Annotated in this window: 14 protein-coding genes; 12 read left to right on the top strand and 2 right to left on the bottom strand. The window is 37.8% G+C overall.

Annotation, left to right across the window (positions count from 1 at the left end; all coding sequences use genetic code 11):
* Positions 1-57: 57 nt before the first annotated feature.
* Both CN326_RS07515 and CN326_RS07510 read left to right on the top strand, forming a co-directional pair.
* Positions 58-615: a ComE operon protein 2 gene (locus CN326_RS07515; protein ID WP_098307880.1), complete on the top strand. Its 558-nt coding sequence runs from the start codon at positions 58-60 to the stop codon at positions 613-615.
* A gap of 16 nt (positions 616-631) precedes the next feature.
* On the top strand, positions 632-2,992 hold the full coding sequence (locus tag CN326_RS07510; RefSeq protein WP_098307878.1) for a DNA internalization-related competence protein ComEC/Rec2: 2,361 nt from the start codon (positions 632-634) through the stop codon (positions 2,990-2,992).
* On the opposite strand, the gene CN326_RS07505 is transcribed toward CN326_RS07510, so the two are convergent.
* Positions 2,979-3,113 (bottom strand): YqzM family protein, encoded by a 135-nt coding sequence (locus CN326_RS07505; protein WP_098307876.1) that lies wholly within the window; start codon positions 3,111-3,113, stop codon positions 2,979-2,981. The genes CN326_RS07510 and CN326_RS07505 overlap by 14 nt on opposite strands.
* Before the next feature lie 422 nt (positions 3,114-3,535).
* Between CN326_RS07505 and holA the strand changes: the two genes are divergently transcribed.
* Positions 3,536-4,549: a DNA polymerase III subunit delta gene (gene holA, locus CN326_RS07500; protein WP_098307874.1), complete on the top strand. Its 1,014-nt coding sequence runs from the start codon at positions 3,536-3,538 to the stop codon at positions 4,547-4,549.
* Positions 4,550-4,633: 84 nt separating this feature from the next.
* Here holA and rpsT read toward each other — a convergent pair whose 3' ends face one another.
* Positions 4,634-4,891: a 30S ribosomal protein S20 gene (rpsT, locus tag CN326_RS07495; protein WP_098307872.1), complete on the bottom strand. Its 258-nt coding sequence runs from the start codon at positions 4,889-4,891 to the stop codon at positions 4,634-4,636.
* 182 nt (positions 4,892-5,073) lie between these two features.
* Between rpsT and gpr the strand changes: the two genes are divergently transcribed.
* The 9 genes from gpr to dnaJ all read left to right on the top strand — a co-directional run bounded on the left by gpr (position 5,074) and on the right by dnaJ (position 15,698).
* Positions 5,074-6,177 carry a GPR endopeptidase gene (gene gpr / locus CN326_RS07490; RefSeq protein ID WP_098307870.1) on the top strand — a complete coding sequence of 368 codons (1,104 nt, stop codon included), beginning with the start codon at positions 5,074-5,076 and terminating at the stop codon, positions 6,175-6,177.
* 21 nt (positions 6,178-6,198) lie between these two features.
* On the top strand, positions 6,199-6,540 hold the full coding sequence (locus CN326_RS07485; RefSeq protein WP_098307868.1) for a YqxA family protein: 342 nt from the start codon (positions 6,199-6,201) through the stop codon (positions 6,538-6,540).
* Positions 6,541-6,898: 358 nt separating this feature from the next.
* On the top strand, positions 6,899-8,722 hold the full coding sequence (gene lepA, locus CN326_RS07475; RefSeq protein WP_098307864.1) for an elongation factor 4: 1,824 nt from the start codon (positions 6,899-6,901) through the stop codon (positions 8,720-8,722).
* A 181-nt stretch (positions 8,723-8,903) separates the two neighbouring features.
* The gene (locus CN326_RS07470; protein ID WP_098307862.1) at positions 8,904-9,278 is read left to right on the top strand and encodes a winged helix-turn-helix transcriptional regulator; all 375 of its coding nucleotides are present in this window, start codon (positions 8,904-8,906) and stop codon (positions 9,276-9,278) included.
* Positions 9,279-9,329: 51 nt separating this feature from the next.
* A complete protein-coding gene (hemW, locus tag CN326_RS07465; RefSeq protein ID WP_098307860.1) occupies positions 9,330-10,469 on the top strand; it encodes a radical SAM family heme chaperone HemW in 1,140 nt (379 codons plus the stop codon).
* A 316-nt stretch (positions 10,470-10,785) separates the two neighbouring features.
* Positions 10,786-11,817, top strand: a complete 1,032-nt coding sequence (gene hrcA, locus CN326_RS07460) for a heat-inducible transcriptional repressor HrcA (RefSeq protein ID WP_098307858.1) — start codon at positions 10,786-10,788, stop codon at positions 11,815-11,817.
* Positions 11,818-11,939: 122 nt separating this feature from the next.
* Complete coding sequence (gene grpE / locus CN326_RS07455; RefSeq protein ID WP_098307856.1) at positions 11,940-12,509, top strand: nucleotide exchange factor GrpE; 570 nt, start codon at positions 11,940-11,942, stop codon at positions 12,507-12,509.
* Positions 12,510-12,534: 25 nt separating this feature from the next.
* Positions 12,535-14,370, top strand: coding sequence for a chaperone protein DnaK (gene dnaK / locus CN326_RS07450; RefSeq protein ID WP_098307854.1), 1,836 nt, complete (start codon positions 12,535-12,537; stop codon positions 14,368-14,370).
* A 215-nt stretch (positions 14,371-14,585) separates the two neighbouring features.
* Complete coding sequence (gene dnaJ / locus CN326_RS07445; RefSeq protein WP_098307852.1) at positions 14,586-15,698, top strand: molecular chaperone DnaJ; 1,113 nt, start codon at positions 14,586-14,588, stop codon at positions 15,696-15,698.
* Positions 15,699-15,705 lie beyond the last annotated feature (7 nt).

Raw genomic sequence — 15,705 nt, 5'->3', positions numbered from 1 at the left:
GACGACTTTTTTCTTATTTCGCTAAACTGTAAGAAGATTAAAAAGTAGGTGAAGATAATGGAACGAGTTTCTTGGGATCAATATTTTATGACACAAAGTCATTTGTTATCACTGCGCAGCACGTGTACAAGGCTTGCGGTTGGAGCGACAATTGTGCGGGATAAACGCATTATTGCTGGTGGTTATAACGGATCGATTGCTGGCGGTGTGCATTGTATAGATGAAGGGTGCTATGTGATCGATAATCATTGTGTGCGCACAATTCATGCGGAAATGAATGCAATACTGCAATGTGCGAAATTTGGTGCGAAAACAGATGGAGCGGAAATTTATGTTACGCATTTTCCGTGTTTACATTGCTGTAAAGCAATTATTCAAAGTGGTATTACAGCGGTGTATTATGCAAGAGATTATAAAAATCATCCGTATGCACTTGAGTTATTTGAGCAAGCCAACGTAAGAGTAAAACATGTTCCTCTTGCATTTGACGTAACAACATTGGAAGAACAACAGAAAATGCAGGAGCTAAAACAGCTTTTGTCTTCGTTAGAAACGGACGAAATGACGTTGGAACAGTTGCAACAAGTATTACTGCAGGCAAAAAATATGGTATAAACCGTGAGGTGAGTACGTGTTCCGTGGGCAATGGAGCTACGTTGCAATCTCAGTTATCTTTGGGATTGCAACAGCTTATTCCTCTTTTTCTATCGTTCCTTTTCTTATATTCGGTTGCTATTGTTTAATTTGTTTTTCTCGTACTTCTCTTCCAATACTCTCCTTGATTGTCCTCGTATTTGGTCTTACATATGTATACGCAATCTACGTAGACACACAAAATCATTCTATGCTCTCTTTTCGTGAAACAAACGTAACAGGTACAATTCAAAGTACACCACTTATAAACGGAAATCGTCTTTCTTTTCAGTTAGGAATGGAAAGTAATGAAACAGTGCAGTTGGTTTACAAAATTCCATCTCGCAAATTAAAAGAAGAATTAAAGCAATTACATCCTGGTATGGTGTGTGCGTTTACCGGCACTTTGAAAGGGCCACCACCCCCTCGGAATTTTTATGCGTTTGATTATAAGGATTATTTATATAAACAGCATATTCATGCTCTTTTTGAGGTTGAATCAATCTCGAATTGTGTGCAAAAAGATATTTCCTTTATTCATTGGTTATATTCAGTGAGGCAATCAGCTATTTCTTATATAGGGGAAACGTTTTCTGGGCAGTCAGGAGCCTTTATGAATGCTTTATTGTTTGGTGATCGTCAATATATGACGTTTGAGGTAGAGGAACAGTATCAACAGTTTGGACTTGTTCATTTATTGGCGATATCAGGATCGCATATTGTTCTGTTAACTGCAATGTGTTATTTTGTATCACTTCGAATTGGTATGACACGTGAAAGTACGACGATGCTCCTACTCGTTTGTATTCCGCTGTATATGTTTTGTGCAGGGACCTCACCATCTGTTGTACGAGCATCTATAGCTGCTGTTATTGTGCTAGGAGCACTCACGCAAGCAATCCGAGTCTCGGGGATAGATGCTTTAAGTATGACATTGATGATTATGCTTTTTTATAATCCGTATGTACTATTTGACATTGGATTTCAGTTTTCATTCGTAGGAAGTTTTTCCCTTTTATTATCTTCGTCACGGCTTCTAGCTAGTGAAAATGGTATAGTAAAAAATTCTATGTATCTTTCGGTTATTTCCCAGTTAACAAGTACGCCTATTTTGCTTTATCACTTTGGGTATTTTTCTCCTTACAGTATTCTTCTTAATATGATCTATGTCCCGTTTTTATCTTTATTTGTTTTACCTATGTGCATTGTGCTTCTTATATGTATAGTATTTCTCCCAATTGTGTCGCAGTGGTTAGCTCACATATTGTCTCTATGTATACACGTTTCGAATGTGATGCTCCAAATGTGCGAAGCTTTACCGTTTGTACGTCTTACCTTTGGGCAAACACCGCCATTTATCGTTATGTTATATTGCATGAGTATTGTAAGTGTCCTTTTATCATGGGAGGGACTTATTTGGAGAAAATATCGCATGTTGTTTCTATCGAGCTTTTTTCTGCTTAGTATATGTCATTATGCATTTCCATATGTGAATGCAAACGGAAGTATTACTTATATTGACGTTGGGCAAGGGGATGCGATTTTGATTCGTCTCCCATACAATCAAGGAACGTATTTAATTGATACGGGTGGGACACTTCCAGTAAAGAAAGAAGAATGGCAACAGAAAAAACATGAATTTTCTGTTGGACATGATATTCTCATTCCATTTTTACAAAAAGAGGGTGTGCGAATGATTGATAAATTAATTGTGACACATGGAGATATGGATCACATGGGAGCAGCCAAAGAAGTAATGCAATCCATTGCTGTGAAAGAGGTTGTGCTAGGGAAGAAAATAAAATTCTCTTTACCTGAACAACAAATAAAGCAGCTTGCTGTGCAAAAGAACATACCTATTCGAATTGTAGAAAGAGGAGACAGCTGGAAGGCTGGAGATGCGGTGTTCTCGGTATTATCCCCAGAAGGAGAAGAAAAAGAAGATAATGATCAATCTATTGTGATTTGGACAAAAATAGGAGGACTAACATGGTTATTTACAGGTGATTTAGAAGAAATAGGTGAGAAGCGTCTTATACAATGGTATCCAGAGCTGCATGCAGACGTTTTAAAAGTTGGACATCATGGTAGTAAAACGTCATCTTCACAACAGTTTTTGGATATAGTGCAGCCGAAAACAGCCGTTATTTCTGTTGGAGAAAACAATCGTTATGGACATCCGCATATCGAAGTGTTAGAGCGTTTAAGGGAGCGCGGAATTGAAGTGTGGAGAACGGATGAACAAGGGGCAATTTCTTATGTTTTTCAAGGGGAGACGGGAACGTTTCGCAGTAAGTTAACATATGATGAAACACAGAAAAAAAGAAGACTGCCACATGCAGTCTTTAAGAACCGATAAATTTAATGACTGTTGCGATGATAAATAATGTGGTAAAAAATCCGAATGAAACTATAAAGCCTACCCCTGAATCAGTAGCGTCGTTACGCTTACTTTGAACGTTTTTTTCAAATTCATTCATCTTTGAATCCCTCCCAACATTCCATTTTAGTATAAAATATTGTCAGAAAAAAATCTACAATTTATCCTGTTATTCGTGGACAGTAAAAATTCTCAACTTAAGATTCTGAGAGAGCTGGGAATACCTGTCCGTAAAAGTCCGATTGGTTCAAATAACCAACAATGGAAAACAGCCTCCACTGATGGAAGCTTCACTTTATCAATGCTTTTCCAAGTGTGCTAACAGTTGTCATTCATAGTTGGTAAGGCAGGTGCAAACAATAAAATCAAGGTGATCACCGTTACAAAATAAGATTCCCGGGGCTTATTTTGTAACGTTTTATATAGATCAAGGAACGGGTAGCCGCCTGTTCCTTTGCACTTGTAAAACGGTAGTTGTCACATTACTATAAGTATATAAAGTGTTAGGGAGTAGGAAATTACATGAGTGATGTACATAAAAAAATAAAGAAAAAGCAATTTGCCGCATTATATTTGTTATATGGAACAGAGGCATATTTTATAAATGAAACGCTTCAGCTTTTGACATCAGAAGCCTTACCTGAAGAAGACCGTGAGTTCAACGTTGTTACCTATGACTTAGAAGAAGGATATATAGAAGAAGTAGTTGAAGATGCAAAGACACTTCCTTTTTTTGGAGATCGTAAAATTATCGTTGTGAAATCACCGTTATTTTTAACATCGCAAAAAGCAAAAATTGAGCAAAACGTAAAAATTTTAGAGGAATACATTGCTGAACCTTCACCATTTTCTATTCTTGTATTTATCGCTCCTTTTGAAAAATTGGACGAGCGTAAAAAAATTACAAAGCTCTTGAAAAAAACAGCGGATGTAGTAGAGGCAAATGCAATGCAAGTACAAGATGTACGTAAATGGATTGTAAGCCGTGCGGAAGAAATGCATATTCATATAGAGGAAGGGGCAGCTAGTTTACTATTGGAGCTTGTTGGAAGCAATGTAACGATGCTTGCGCAAGAAATGAATAAGCTTACATTATATGTCGGGATAGGCGGAGAAATTACTACAAGTCTTGTAGCAGAGCTTGTTCCAAAGTCTGTTGAACAAAATGTGTTCGCCTTAACAGAAAAGGTGATAAAAAAAGATATTGCAGGTGCCATGCGTATTTTAGAAGGATTATTTACACAGCAAGAAGAGCCGATTAAACTACTTGCGCTTCTTGTAGGTCAGTTTCGTTTATTATATCAAGTGAAAGAACTTCAGCAGCGTGGTTATGGGCAAAATCAAATTGCATCGCATATTGGTGTGCACCCGTATCGCGTGAAATTGGCTATGAATCAAACGAATTTCTTTTCATTTGAAGCGTTAAAGCGAGTGATTCATGAACTTGCTGAAGCAGATTATAATATGAAAACAGGAAGAATGGATAAACGCCTTGTACTAGAATTTTTTCTAATGCGTTTAAATCATATTGGATAGTGGAAAAATGTTCATGTAAATAACTACATGAACATTTTTTTAGGAAAATAAAAAACGACCCAGACGGATCGTTTTTTTAAACGCTTACGCGTTTACTTGTTTCGCTAAGCGAGATTTTTGACGAGCTGCAACGTTTTGGTGGATAAGACCTTTACGAGCTGCTTTGTCAAGTTTTTTAGAAGCTACTTTGTATGCTTCTTTCGCTGTTTCAAGATCGTTATTGTTAACTAAAGCTTCTACAGTTTTAACAGCTGTACGCATGTCAGATTTGATAGAAGCGTTATGTGCACGACGCTCTTCGCTAAGTTTAGCACGTTTGATAGCAGATTTAATGTTTGCCATATATTTCACCTCCCTGGTGCGATCGAGTGACTCGATACTTACATAGAACAAGTGATATTCTATCAAACGGAGAAGAGAATTGCAATAGTGAGATCGATGAAATTTCAATATAGGAAAAGAATGACTAAAAATGATTTGGGGAATTCTAATGAATATTTATTATAAGTAGTGGAGGAGATTGTATGCGTGAACCGCTTGATTTAAGTAAATATGCGATAAGAACAGATCTTGCATTAGAAGCCCATCAAATGCTGCAAGAGCAGCAAGAAGAAAAAACTGCTATTCAAGGTGTAATTGTGAAAGAGCGCGAAGAAGATGGTATTACGATTACAAAGGTGACGATTGATGAAAGTGCTGTTGAGGCGATGGGAAAGAAACCAGGGAATTATTTAACCTTAGAAGTACAAGGGATTCGTCAGCAAGATACAGAGTTACAACAAAGGGTAGAGGGGATTTTTGCAAAAGAGTTTTCTTATTTTATGGAAGAAATCGGAATTGATAAGGATGCGAGTTGCTTAATTGTTGGTCTTGGTAACTGGAATGTAACACCGGATGCATTAGGGCCAATTGTTGTAGAAAATGTACTTGTCACACGCCATTTATTTAAGTTGCAGCCGGAAAGTATCGAGGAAGGTTTTCGTCCTGTCAGTGCGATCAGACCGGGAGTTATGGGCATTACAGGTATTGAAACGAGCGATATGATTTATGGAGTCATTGAAAAAACGAAACCAGATTTTGTGATTGCAATTGATGCGCTTGCTGCTCGGTCTATTGAACGAGTGAATAGTACCATTCAAATTTCGGATACGGGTATTCATCCTGGTTCTGGCGTTGGGAATAAACGAAAAGAGTTAAGTAAAGAGACGCTAGGTATACCAGTTATTGCAATTGGTGTCCCAACTGTTGTTGATGCGGTTTCAATTACAAGTGATACAATTGATTTCATTTTAAAACATTTTGGGCGTGAGATGCGAGAGGGTGGAAAGCCGGCCCGTTCTTTACTTCCGGCTGGATTTACCTTTGGTGAGAAGAAAAAGCTTACAGAAGAAGATATGCCGGATGAAAAAAGCCGTAATATGTTTTTGGGAGCTGTTGGTACGCTTGAGGAAGAAGAGAAGCGAAAGTTAATTTATGAAGTGTTAGCGCCGCTCGGACATAATTTAATGGTAACACCAAAAGAAGTGGATGCGTTTATTGAAGATATGGCTAATCTCATTGCGAGTGGTTTGAACGCAGCGCTTCATCACCAAGTTGATCAAGATAATACAGGGGCATATACGCATTGATTGTAAAAGGAGAAATAAGAATTGGAGCAATTTACACGTAAATGTATCCTTCTCGTTATTGGTCTATTTCTTATAACGTTAGCGGGTATGCAAGTTGCCAATAGCGGGTTAAAACGGATGAAAGGCTATAACAATCCAACATATGAGCAAATTGCCCACATAACAGGAGCAGACCACGAGGATGTAGAAAGAACAATTCTTGGAGAAACATTTTCCATTGAGGAAAAACAAAAACAACTAGAAGAATTAAAAAGTTTTAATATGCTAGAGAGCATGGGAAAAGGATTGACTTTATTGGTGCAAAATGTAGTTCGCAGTATAACATATACCATTGTTGACAAAATGAAAGGTGCATTTCATTAATCCCGCTACTTTTGGACAGTAAGACTCCCACTTTAAAATTCTGAGAAAACAAAGAAGATAGGTGGGGGATAACGTCCGTAAGAGCTCGATTAGCTAACCACCAGTGGGGGATAAAAAGAAACCCCCACTGGTGGAAGTTTCTTTTCATTTGAAGCGTAAAGAAGCGGCTATCTTACTTAAGAGTAGGGTAGCTTTTCTTCATGATAGAAAAGGTTTGTCTATTGTTTACGGATTGCATATGATAAAAGTAAGAGCACTTGCTTATAACGCTGCACCAGTTTTCATTGAATCTTTGCCCTTGTATTGATATAATCAGTGCTAGTGTATATTGGCGAGATTAGTAGGAGTGAGAAAATAGATGAATAAAGAAGAAAGAGCAAAAAGGCAGTCTAAAATTCGTAACTTTTCCATTATTGCTCACATTGACCACGGAAAGTCAACGTTGGCAGACCGCATTTTAGAGAAAACAAATGCGTTAACACAACGCGAAATGAAAGCACAGTTACTTGACTCTATGGATTTAGAGCGTGAGCGTGGAATTACAATTAAATTAAATGCAGTACAATTAACGTATAAAGCGAAAGATGGAGAAGAATATATTCTCCACTTAATTGATACACCAGGGCATGTCGATTTTACGTATGAAGTATCTCGTAGTTTAGCGGCATGTGAAGGTGCGATACTTGTTGTTGACGCAGCGCAAGGGATTGAGGCGCAAACATTAGCAAACGTATATTTAGCATTAGATAATAATTTAGAAATTTTGCCGGTTATTAATAAAATTGACTTGCCGAGCGCTGATCCAGAGCGCGTTCGTCAAGAGGTAGAGGATGTAATTGGCTTAGATGCATCAGAAGCTGTGCTTGCTTCTGCAAAAGCGGGGATTGGTATTGAAGAGATTTTAGAACAAATCGTTGAAAAAGTACCAGCTCCAGCAGGTGATTCGGAAGAACCGTTACAATGTATGATTTTCGACTCTTTATATGATCCGTACCGCGGTGTAATTGCTTATATCCGTGTTGTAAACGGTACAGTAAAAGTTGGCGATAAAGTACGTATGATGGCAACAGGTAAAGAGTTTGAAGTAACAGAAGTAGGTGTGTTCACACCGAAAACAACGCAGCGTGAAGAATTAACAGTAGGTGATGTAGGCTTCTTAGCCGCATCAATTAAAAATGTTGGTGATACGCGTGTAGGTGATACGATTACACATGCAAAACGTCAAGCGACAGAACCTTTACCAGGGTATCGTAAATTAAACCCAATGGTATTCTGTGGTTTATATCCAATTGATTCTGCACGTTATAATGATTTACGTGATGCATTAGAAAAGCTAGAATTAAATGACTCTGCTCTTGAATTTGAACCAGAAACGTCTCAAGCACTTGGATTTGGTTTCCGCTGTGGATTCTTAGGCTTACTTCATATGGAAATCATTCAAGAACGTATTGAACGTGAATTTAAAATTGATTTAATTACAACAGCACCAAGTGTTATTTATAAAGTATATTTAACAAACGGTGAAGACATGATAGTTGATAACCCATCTAACATGCCAGATCCGCAATCTATTGATCGTGTGGAAGAACCGTATGTAAAAGCATCTATTATGGTTCCAAACGATTATGTTGGAGCAGTTATGGAAATTTGCCAAAGAAAACGTGGTACGTTTATTGATATGCAATATTTAGATGAAACGCGCGTTACTTTGACGTATGAAATTCCACTTTCTGAAATCGTATATGATTTCTTCGATCAATTAAAGTCGAATACGAAAGGATATGCATCCTTTGATTACGAGCTAATTGGTTATAAACCGTCTAAGCTTGTGAAGATGGATATTTTATTGAATGGTGAGCAAGTCGATGCGCTATCTTTCATTGTGCATCGTGACTCAGCATATGACCGTGGAAAAGTAATTGTAGAAAAGTTAAAAGAGTTAATTCCAAGACAGCAGTTTGAAGTGCCTATACAAGCGACAATCGGAAATAAAGTTGTGGCGCGTTCTACAATTAAAGCGATGCGTAAAAACGTATTAGCAAAATGTTACGGCGGTGACATTTCTCGTAAACGTAAACTTCTTGAGAAACAAAAAGAAGGTAAGAAGCGTATGAAGTCCGTTGGTTCTGTAGAAGTACCGCAAGAAGCATTTATGGCTGTATTGAAAATGGATGATAATTAATAACAAAAAGAAGCCGTTTGTACGGCTTCTTTTTGTTTAGGGGAGCAGAGATAATATCTTTTAAAGCTTTGGTTAATATTTAGACATCTGTGTAGCTCTCCTTTACAATAGTGGTAATGCTTTTTAGCAAAGAATAACCAAACAGTAATCATAGCTATGAATTAAAAGTTAGGAGATTGTCGTGTCTGAGAACATTCGAAAAGAAATTCAAGAAAAAATACAAAACGGTGATTTTAATTGTGAAAAGGAACTAACGCTTTCTATCATTAGTGGAAAGTGGAAAGTTGTGATTTTATGGCATTTAGGTGTGGAAGGTCCGCATCGTTTCAGTGAACTTCAGCGTTTATTTCCTAATATTTCTCATAAAGTTTTGTCCAATCAATTAAAAGAATTGACCGAAGATGGAATTATTAATCGGACTGTATACCCAGAAGTACCTCCGCGTGTAGAATATTTTATGACGGAGCTCGGCATGACACTTTTACCAATCGTTGAAATGATGTATGATTGGGGAAAAATGCGAATGGAACAAATTCGCATAGGGTTACAGAAGTAAATAAACCTCCGAAATGCGGGGGTTTTCTTTTTAGAAAGGTAGGAACATAGTTTGATACAAGCTGCATATATTCATATTCCGTTTTGTCAGCATATTTGTCACTATTGTGATTTTAATAAAGTATTTATTGAGCGTCAGCCAGTTGAGCAATACTTGCAATATTTAGAGAAAGAAATTGTGAATACAACCACCAAAACGCCTTTTAAAGAAATGAAAACGATTTTTGTTGGTGGAGGAACACCAACAGCGCTAAATATGGAACAGACAGAGCAATTATTAAATATCATTAATCGTCGTTTACGTCCGTTTGCGCCCGATTGTGAGCTAACTTTTGAAGCCAATCCGGGAGACTTGCCAAAAGAGAAATTGAATCTTCTACTAGAAGGTGGTGTAAACCGGATTAGTTTTGGTGTTCAAACATTTCGAGACGAATTATTGCAAAAAATTGGGCGCAGACATACGAGAGAAGATGCATTCGTAGCAATTCGTGAGGCGCAGGAAGTTGGTTTTACAAATATTAATGTTGATTTAATTTATGCACTGCCGACGCAAACAATAGAAGATGTAAGAGAAACGTTAGATATTGCTTTTACACTTGGGGTTCAACATTTCTCTGCGTATTCTTTAATTGTCGAGCCGAAAACGGTCTTTTATAATTTAATGAATAAAGGAAAACTGAGACTTCCAGGAGAAGATCATGAAGCAAGAATGTATGAAATTGTGATGGATGAGATGGAAAAGCATGGTTATAAACAGTATGAAATTAGTAATTTTTCGAAAGAAGGCTATGAAAGTAGACATAACCTCACATACTGGAATAATGAAGAGTATTATGGTTTTGGAGCTGGAGCTCATAGTTATGTAAATGGCGAGCGAATTCAAAATGCGGGCCCATTAAAACAATATTTCATGAAAATTGATGAGACAGGTTTGCCATATTTAGATGTTCATGGAGTAACGGGACAAGAAAAAATGGAAGAAGAGTTATTTTTAGGGCTGCGAAAAACAGCGGGTGTTTCTAAACTGGAATTTAGAAGAAAATTTGGCGTAGAGATGAACGAAATCTTTGCAAAGCAATTACTTCATAATAAAGAACATGAACTGCTTCAAGAGACGAATACTCATATTTGTTTAACAAGAAAAGGAAAGCTATTAGGAAATGAAGTATTTCAATCATTCTTAGTGGATTAATCTAACTTTAAATTGGATTCTACACTTAGTAGAGCGAAAAGCTAAACCATCTGTAAGAACTTGATTAGCAGCGGAAAAGAATGCTGCTAAAAGTTTCACTGTATCCCGCTCAAACGGACGGTACAGAGAAGTGAATCAAGAAGTTTAACCGTCCGTAAGAGCCCGATTGGTTCAACTAATTAGCAGCAAAAATCGTGCTGCTAAAAGTTTCACTGTATCTCATCACGTTTCCGTTGACAATTCAATATTAATTTTGGTAAGTTAGTAATAGATTTAGCACTCGAAACATAAGAGTGCTAACAGAGGTGATGATGAAATGCTTACGGAACGTCAGCTCTTAATTTTACAAACAATAATTGACGACTTTATCGGGTCTGCACAACCTGTCGGATCAAGAACATTGTCTAAGAAAGAAGAAATTACATTTAGTTCAGCGACAATTCGAAATGAAATGGCTGATTTAGAGGAACTCGGGTTTATTGAAAAAACACATAGTTCTTCTGGGCGCGTTCCTTCTGAAAAAGGATATCGCTTTTATGTAGACCATCTTCTTCCGCCGCAGCATTTGCCAAGTGAAGATATTGTACAAATCAAAGACTTGTTTGCTGAAAGAGTTTTTGAAGCGGAAAAGCTTGCACAGCAATCTGCGCAAATTTTATCAGAACTCACGAATTATACGGCAATTGTTCTTGGGCCAAAAATGAGTGCGAATAAGCTGAAAAATGTACAAATTCTTCCGCTTGATCATCAAACAGCGGTCGCGATTATTGTAACTGATACAGGACATGTACAAAGTAGGACCATCACTGTTCCGGAATCTATTGATTTATTAGATTTAGAAAAGATGGTTAACATTTTAAATGACAAATTATCAGGTGTACCGATGTCGGAACTGCATAATAAAATCTTTAAAGAAATTGTAATGGTTTTGCGCCAGTACGTTCATAATTATGATAGTGTCATGAAAATGTTAGACGGTACATTCCAATTTCCGTTATCTGAAAAAATATATTTTGGTGGAAAAGCAAATATGCTTGCTCAGCCAGAATTCCATGACATTCAGAAGGTCCGATCATTATTCACTATGATTGAAAATGAAGATGCGTTTTATAACATCTTGCAGAGCAAACAAATTGGTATTCAAGTGAAAATTGGACGTGAAAATTCTTCTGCTGCCATGGAAAATTGTAGCTTAATTTCTGCGACATACTCGATTGGGGATGAGCAGCTTGGAACAATTGCGATTTTAGGTCCGACGAGAATGCAATACTCTCGTGTCATTAGTTTGTTGCAATTATTTACAAAACAATTTACAGATGGACTGAACGGTTTATATAAACCGAAATAATAAGAAACTTTCATTTGTGGCGGGGGTATCCCCGCTGCTGATGACCAGTTGGATACAAGAAATTAGATATTTGGGTTAGTGCTGAGTTGTATTGGCCCTGCTTTTTTAAGGAGGTGAAAGTTGTGGAAGAGCGTAATGAACAAGTGGTAGAAGAAGTAAAAGAAGCGCAAACAGAAGAAGCTGTAGCACCAGAAAATAGCGAAGAAACTGTTGGAGAAGAAAAAAGCGAAGCTGCTCTTTTACAAGCAAAAGTAGATGGATTACAAGCGAAATTGACGGAAACGGAAGGTCGCATGCTTCGTCTACAAGCTGATTTTGAAAACTATAAGCGCCGCGTTCAACTAGATAAGCAAGCGGCTGAAAAGTATAGATCACAAAGTCTTGTGTCAGACATTTTGCCAGCTCTTGATAACTTTGAAAGAGCAATGCAGGTAGAAGCAAATGATGAGCAAATGAAATCCTTATTACAAGGGATGGAAATGGTATATCGTCAATTGTTAGAAGCTCTGACAAAAGAAGGTGTTGAAGCAATCGAAGCTGTTGGTAAACAGTTTGATCCGCATGAACATCAAGCTGTCATGCAAGTAGAAGACAGTGAATTTGAATCGAACGCGGTTGTGGAAGAATTCCAAAAAGGCTATAAGCTGAAAGATCGTGTGATTCGACCATCAATGGTTAAAGTAAATCAATAATTACATAAATATAGGAGGTTTCGTCATGAGTAAAATCATCGGTATTGACTTAGGTACAACAAACTCTTGTGTAGCTGTTATGGAAGGCGGGGAACCAAAGGTTATTCCAAATCCAGAAGGTAACCGTACAACTCCTTCTGTTGTAGCTTTCAAAAATGAAGAGCGTCAAGTTGGGGAAGTAGCGAAGCGTCAAGCGATTACGAACCCAAATACAATTATCTCTATTAAACGTCATATGGGTACAGATTACAAAGTAGAAGTAGAAGGTAAAGAATATACACCTCAAGAACTTTCTGCGATTATTTTACAAAACTTAAAAGCTTCTGCTGAAGCATATTTAGGTGAGCCGGTAACAAAGGCTGTTATTACTGTACCAGCATACTTCAACGATGCAGAGCGTCAAGCGACAAAAGATGCAGGCCGCATTGCTGGTTTAGAAGTAGAACGTATTATTAACGAACCAACAGCAGCTGCGCTTGCTTACGGTTTAGAAAAACAAGACGAAGAACAAAAAATCTTAGTATATGACTTAGGTGGCGGTACATTCGACGTATCTATCCTTGAATTAGCAGATGGAACATTCGAAGTTATTTCAACTGCTGGTGACAACCGTCTTGGTGGTGATGACTTTGACCAAATTATCATTGATCATTTAGTAGCTGAATTCAAAAAAGAAAATAACATTGATTTAAGCCAAGATAAAATGGCGCTTCAACGTTTGAAAGATGCAGCTGAAAAAGCGAAGAAAGATCTTTCTGGTGTAACACAAACACAAATTTCATTACCATTCATTAGCGCTGGAGCTGCAGGTCCATTACATTTAGAATTAACATTAACAAGAGCGAAATTCGAAGAACTTTCAGCGAACCTTGTTGAAAGAACATTAGAACCAACTCGTCGTGCATTAAAAGACGCTGGTCTTTCTCCAAGCGAATTAGATAAAGTAATTCTTGTTGGTGGTTCTACTCGTATCCCAGCTGTACAAGAAGCGATTAAACGTGAAACTGGTAAAGAACCATATAAAGGTGTAAACCCTGATGAAGTTGTAGCATTAGGTGCTGCAGTACAGGGTGGCGTACTTACTGGTGATGTAAAAGGCGTTCTATTATTAGACGTAACTCCACTTTCTTTAGGTATTGAAACTATGGGTGGCGTATTCACAAAATTAATCGATCGTAACACAACAATTCCAACAAGTAAGTCACAAGTGTTCTCAACTGCTGCTGACAACCAGCCTGCAGTAGACATTCACGTATTACAAGGTGAGCGTCCAATGTCAGCTGACAACAAAACATTAGGTCGCTTCCAATTAACAGATATCCCACCAGCACCACGTGGTATTCCACAAATCGAAGTAACATTCGATATTGATGCGAACGGTATCGTAAATGTACGTGCAAAAGATTTAGGAACAAGTAAAGAACAAACAATTACAATCCAATCTTCTTCAGGTCTTTCTGATGAAGAAGTAGATCGTATGGTAAAAGAAGCAGAAACAAATGCTGATGCTGACCAAAAACGTAAAGAAGAAGTTGAACTTCGCAACGAAGCAGATCAACTTGTATTCCAAACAGATAAAGTTGTAAAAGATTTAGAAGGCAAAGTAGATGCAGCTGAAGTAGCGAAAGCAACAGAAGCAAAAGATGCATTAAAAGCGGCAATCGAGAAAAATGATCTTGATGAAATCCGTGCGAAAAAAGATGCACTTCAAGAAATCGTACAACAATTAACTGTAAAGTTATATGAGCAAGCTCAAGCTGCTGCAGGATCACAGCAAGCAGAAGGCGCACAAGGCAATGCAGGCGCAAAAAATGATAATGTAGTCGATGCTGAGTTTGAAGAAGTAAAAGAAGATAAGTAATAAAATAAGTAAGATGACAAAAAGTCAAAGTCAAGCGTGCCTTGGCTTTGGCTTTTTTCACGAGTGGAGAAAAGACCGGGTGCACACGAAGTCTTTTGTGTGAGAGTCCAATGTTTTTCTTTTTGCATACTGTAAGTGAGGAAACAGTGTTGCAAAGCACTTTCTTTCGATGTTAAAATTACGTTTATGTGAAAGGATTCGGGGGTTACAAACTTATGAGTAAACGAGATTACTATGAGGTGCTTGGCGTTAGCAAGGGCGCTTCAAAAGATGAGATTAAAAAAGCATACCGTCGTTTGGCGAAAAAGTATCATCCAGATGTAAGTACAGAAGAAAATGCAATTGAAAAATTTAAAGAAGTGCAAGAAGCATACGAAGTATTAAGTGATGATTCAAAACGTGCGCAGTACGATCAATTCGGTCATGCTGATCCAAATCAAGGCTTTGGTGGTTTTGGCGGTGGCGACTTCGGTGGCGGTTTCGGTTTTGAAGACATCTTTAGTTCATTCTTTGGTGGTGGAGGCGGTAGACGCCGTGATCCAAATGCGCCGCGTCAAGGTGCAGATCTTCAATATCAAGTTTCTTTAAATTTTGAAGAAGCAATTTCTGGTAAGGAAATGGATATTGAAATTCCAACTGAAGATCCTTGTAATACATGTAGTGGTAGCGGAGCAAAACCGGGAACTTCGAAAGAAACATGTAAACATTGTTCTGGAACAGGGCAAGTTAGCGTGGAGCAAAACACGCCATTTGGTCGTATTGTGAATCGTCAAGCTTGTAGACAATGCTCTGGAACAGGTCAAATAATTAAAGAAAAATGTACAACATGCCATGGCTCTGGAAAAGTACGTAAACGTAAAAAAATTAACGTTAAAATTCCAGCAGGTATTGATAATGGTCAACAAATTCGCGTGTCTGGTAAAGGAGAAGCTGGTGTAAACGGCGGACCAGCAGGTGATTTATATGTAGTAGTTCGTGTAATAGAGCATGAATTCTTCCATCGCGAAGGTGATGATATTATTTGTGAAATGCCATTAACGTTTGCGCAAGCAGCACTTGGAGATGAAGTGGAAGTTCCGACTGTGCATGGAAAAGTAAAGTTAAAAATTCCAGCAGGAACACAAACAGGAACAGAATTCCGTTTAAAAGGAAAAGGTGCGCCAAACGTACGCGGATATGGGCAAGGTGATCAATATGTTGTTGTTCGTGTTGTTACACCAACAAAATTAACATCACACCAAAAAGAATTGTTGAGAGAATTTACAGGTCAAGAAGACCATGATGATAGCCTATTTAAAAAGCTTAAGCGAGCTTTTAAAGGGGAATAATGGAAAT

The organism is Bacillus sp. AFS018417 (assembly GCF_002560985.1).
GTDB lineage: Bacteria > Bacillota > Bacilli > Bacillales > Bacillaceae_G > Bacillus_A > Bacillus_A rhizoplanae.
Note: the sequence above shows the minus strand (reverse complement) of the source record. Positions and strands in the feature narration are given on the sequence as shown.

Bases quoted from the DNA above. Each gene is read 5' to 3' on its own strand.
- CN326_RS07515 (WP_098307880.1), top strand. From the start codon at position 58: ATGGAACGAGTTTCTTGGGATCAATATTTTATGACACAAAGTCATTTG.
- CN326_RS07505 (WP_098307876.1), bottom strand. From the start codon at position 3,113: ATGAATGAATTTGAAAAAAACGTTCAAAGTAAGCGTAACGACGCTACT.
- dnaK (WP_098307854.1), top strand. From the start codon at position 12,535: ATGAGTAAAATCATCGGTATTGACTTAGGTACAACAAACTCTTGTGTA.
- holA (WP_098307874.1), top strand. From the start codon at position 3,536: ATGAGTGATGTACATAAAAAAATAAAGAAAAAGCAATTTGCCGCATTA.
- dnaJ (WP_098307852.1), top strand. From the start codon at position 14,586: ATGAGTAAACGAGATTACTATGAGGTGCTTGGCGTTAGCAAGGGCGCT.
- gpr (WP_098307870.1), top strand. From the start codon at position 5,074: ATGCGTGAACCGCTTGATTTAAGTAAATATGCGATAAGAACAGATCTT.
- hrcA (WP_098307858.1), top strand. From the start codon at position 10,786: ATGCTTACGGAACGTCAGCTCTTAATTTTACAAACAATAATTGACGAC.
- rpsT (WP_098307872.1), bottom strand. From the start codon at position 4,891: ATGGCAAACATTAAATCTGCTATCAAACGTGCTAAACTTAGCGAAGAG.
- lepA (WP_098307864.1), top strand. From the start codon at position 6,899: ATGAATAAAGAAGAAAGAGCAAAAAGGCAGTCTAAAATTCGTAACTTT.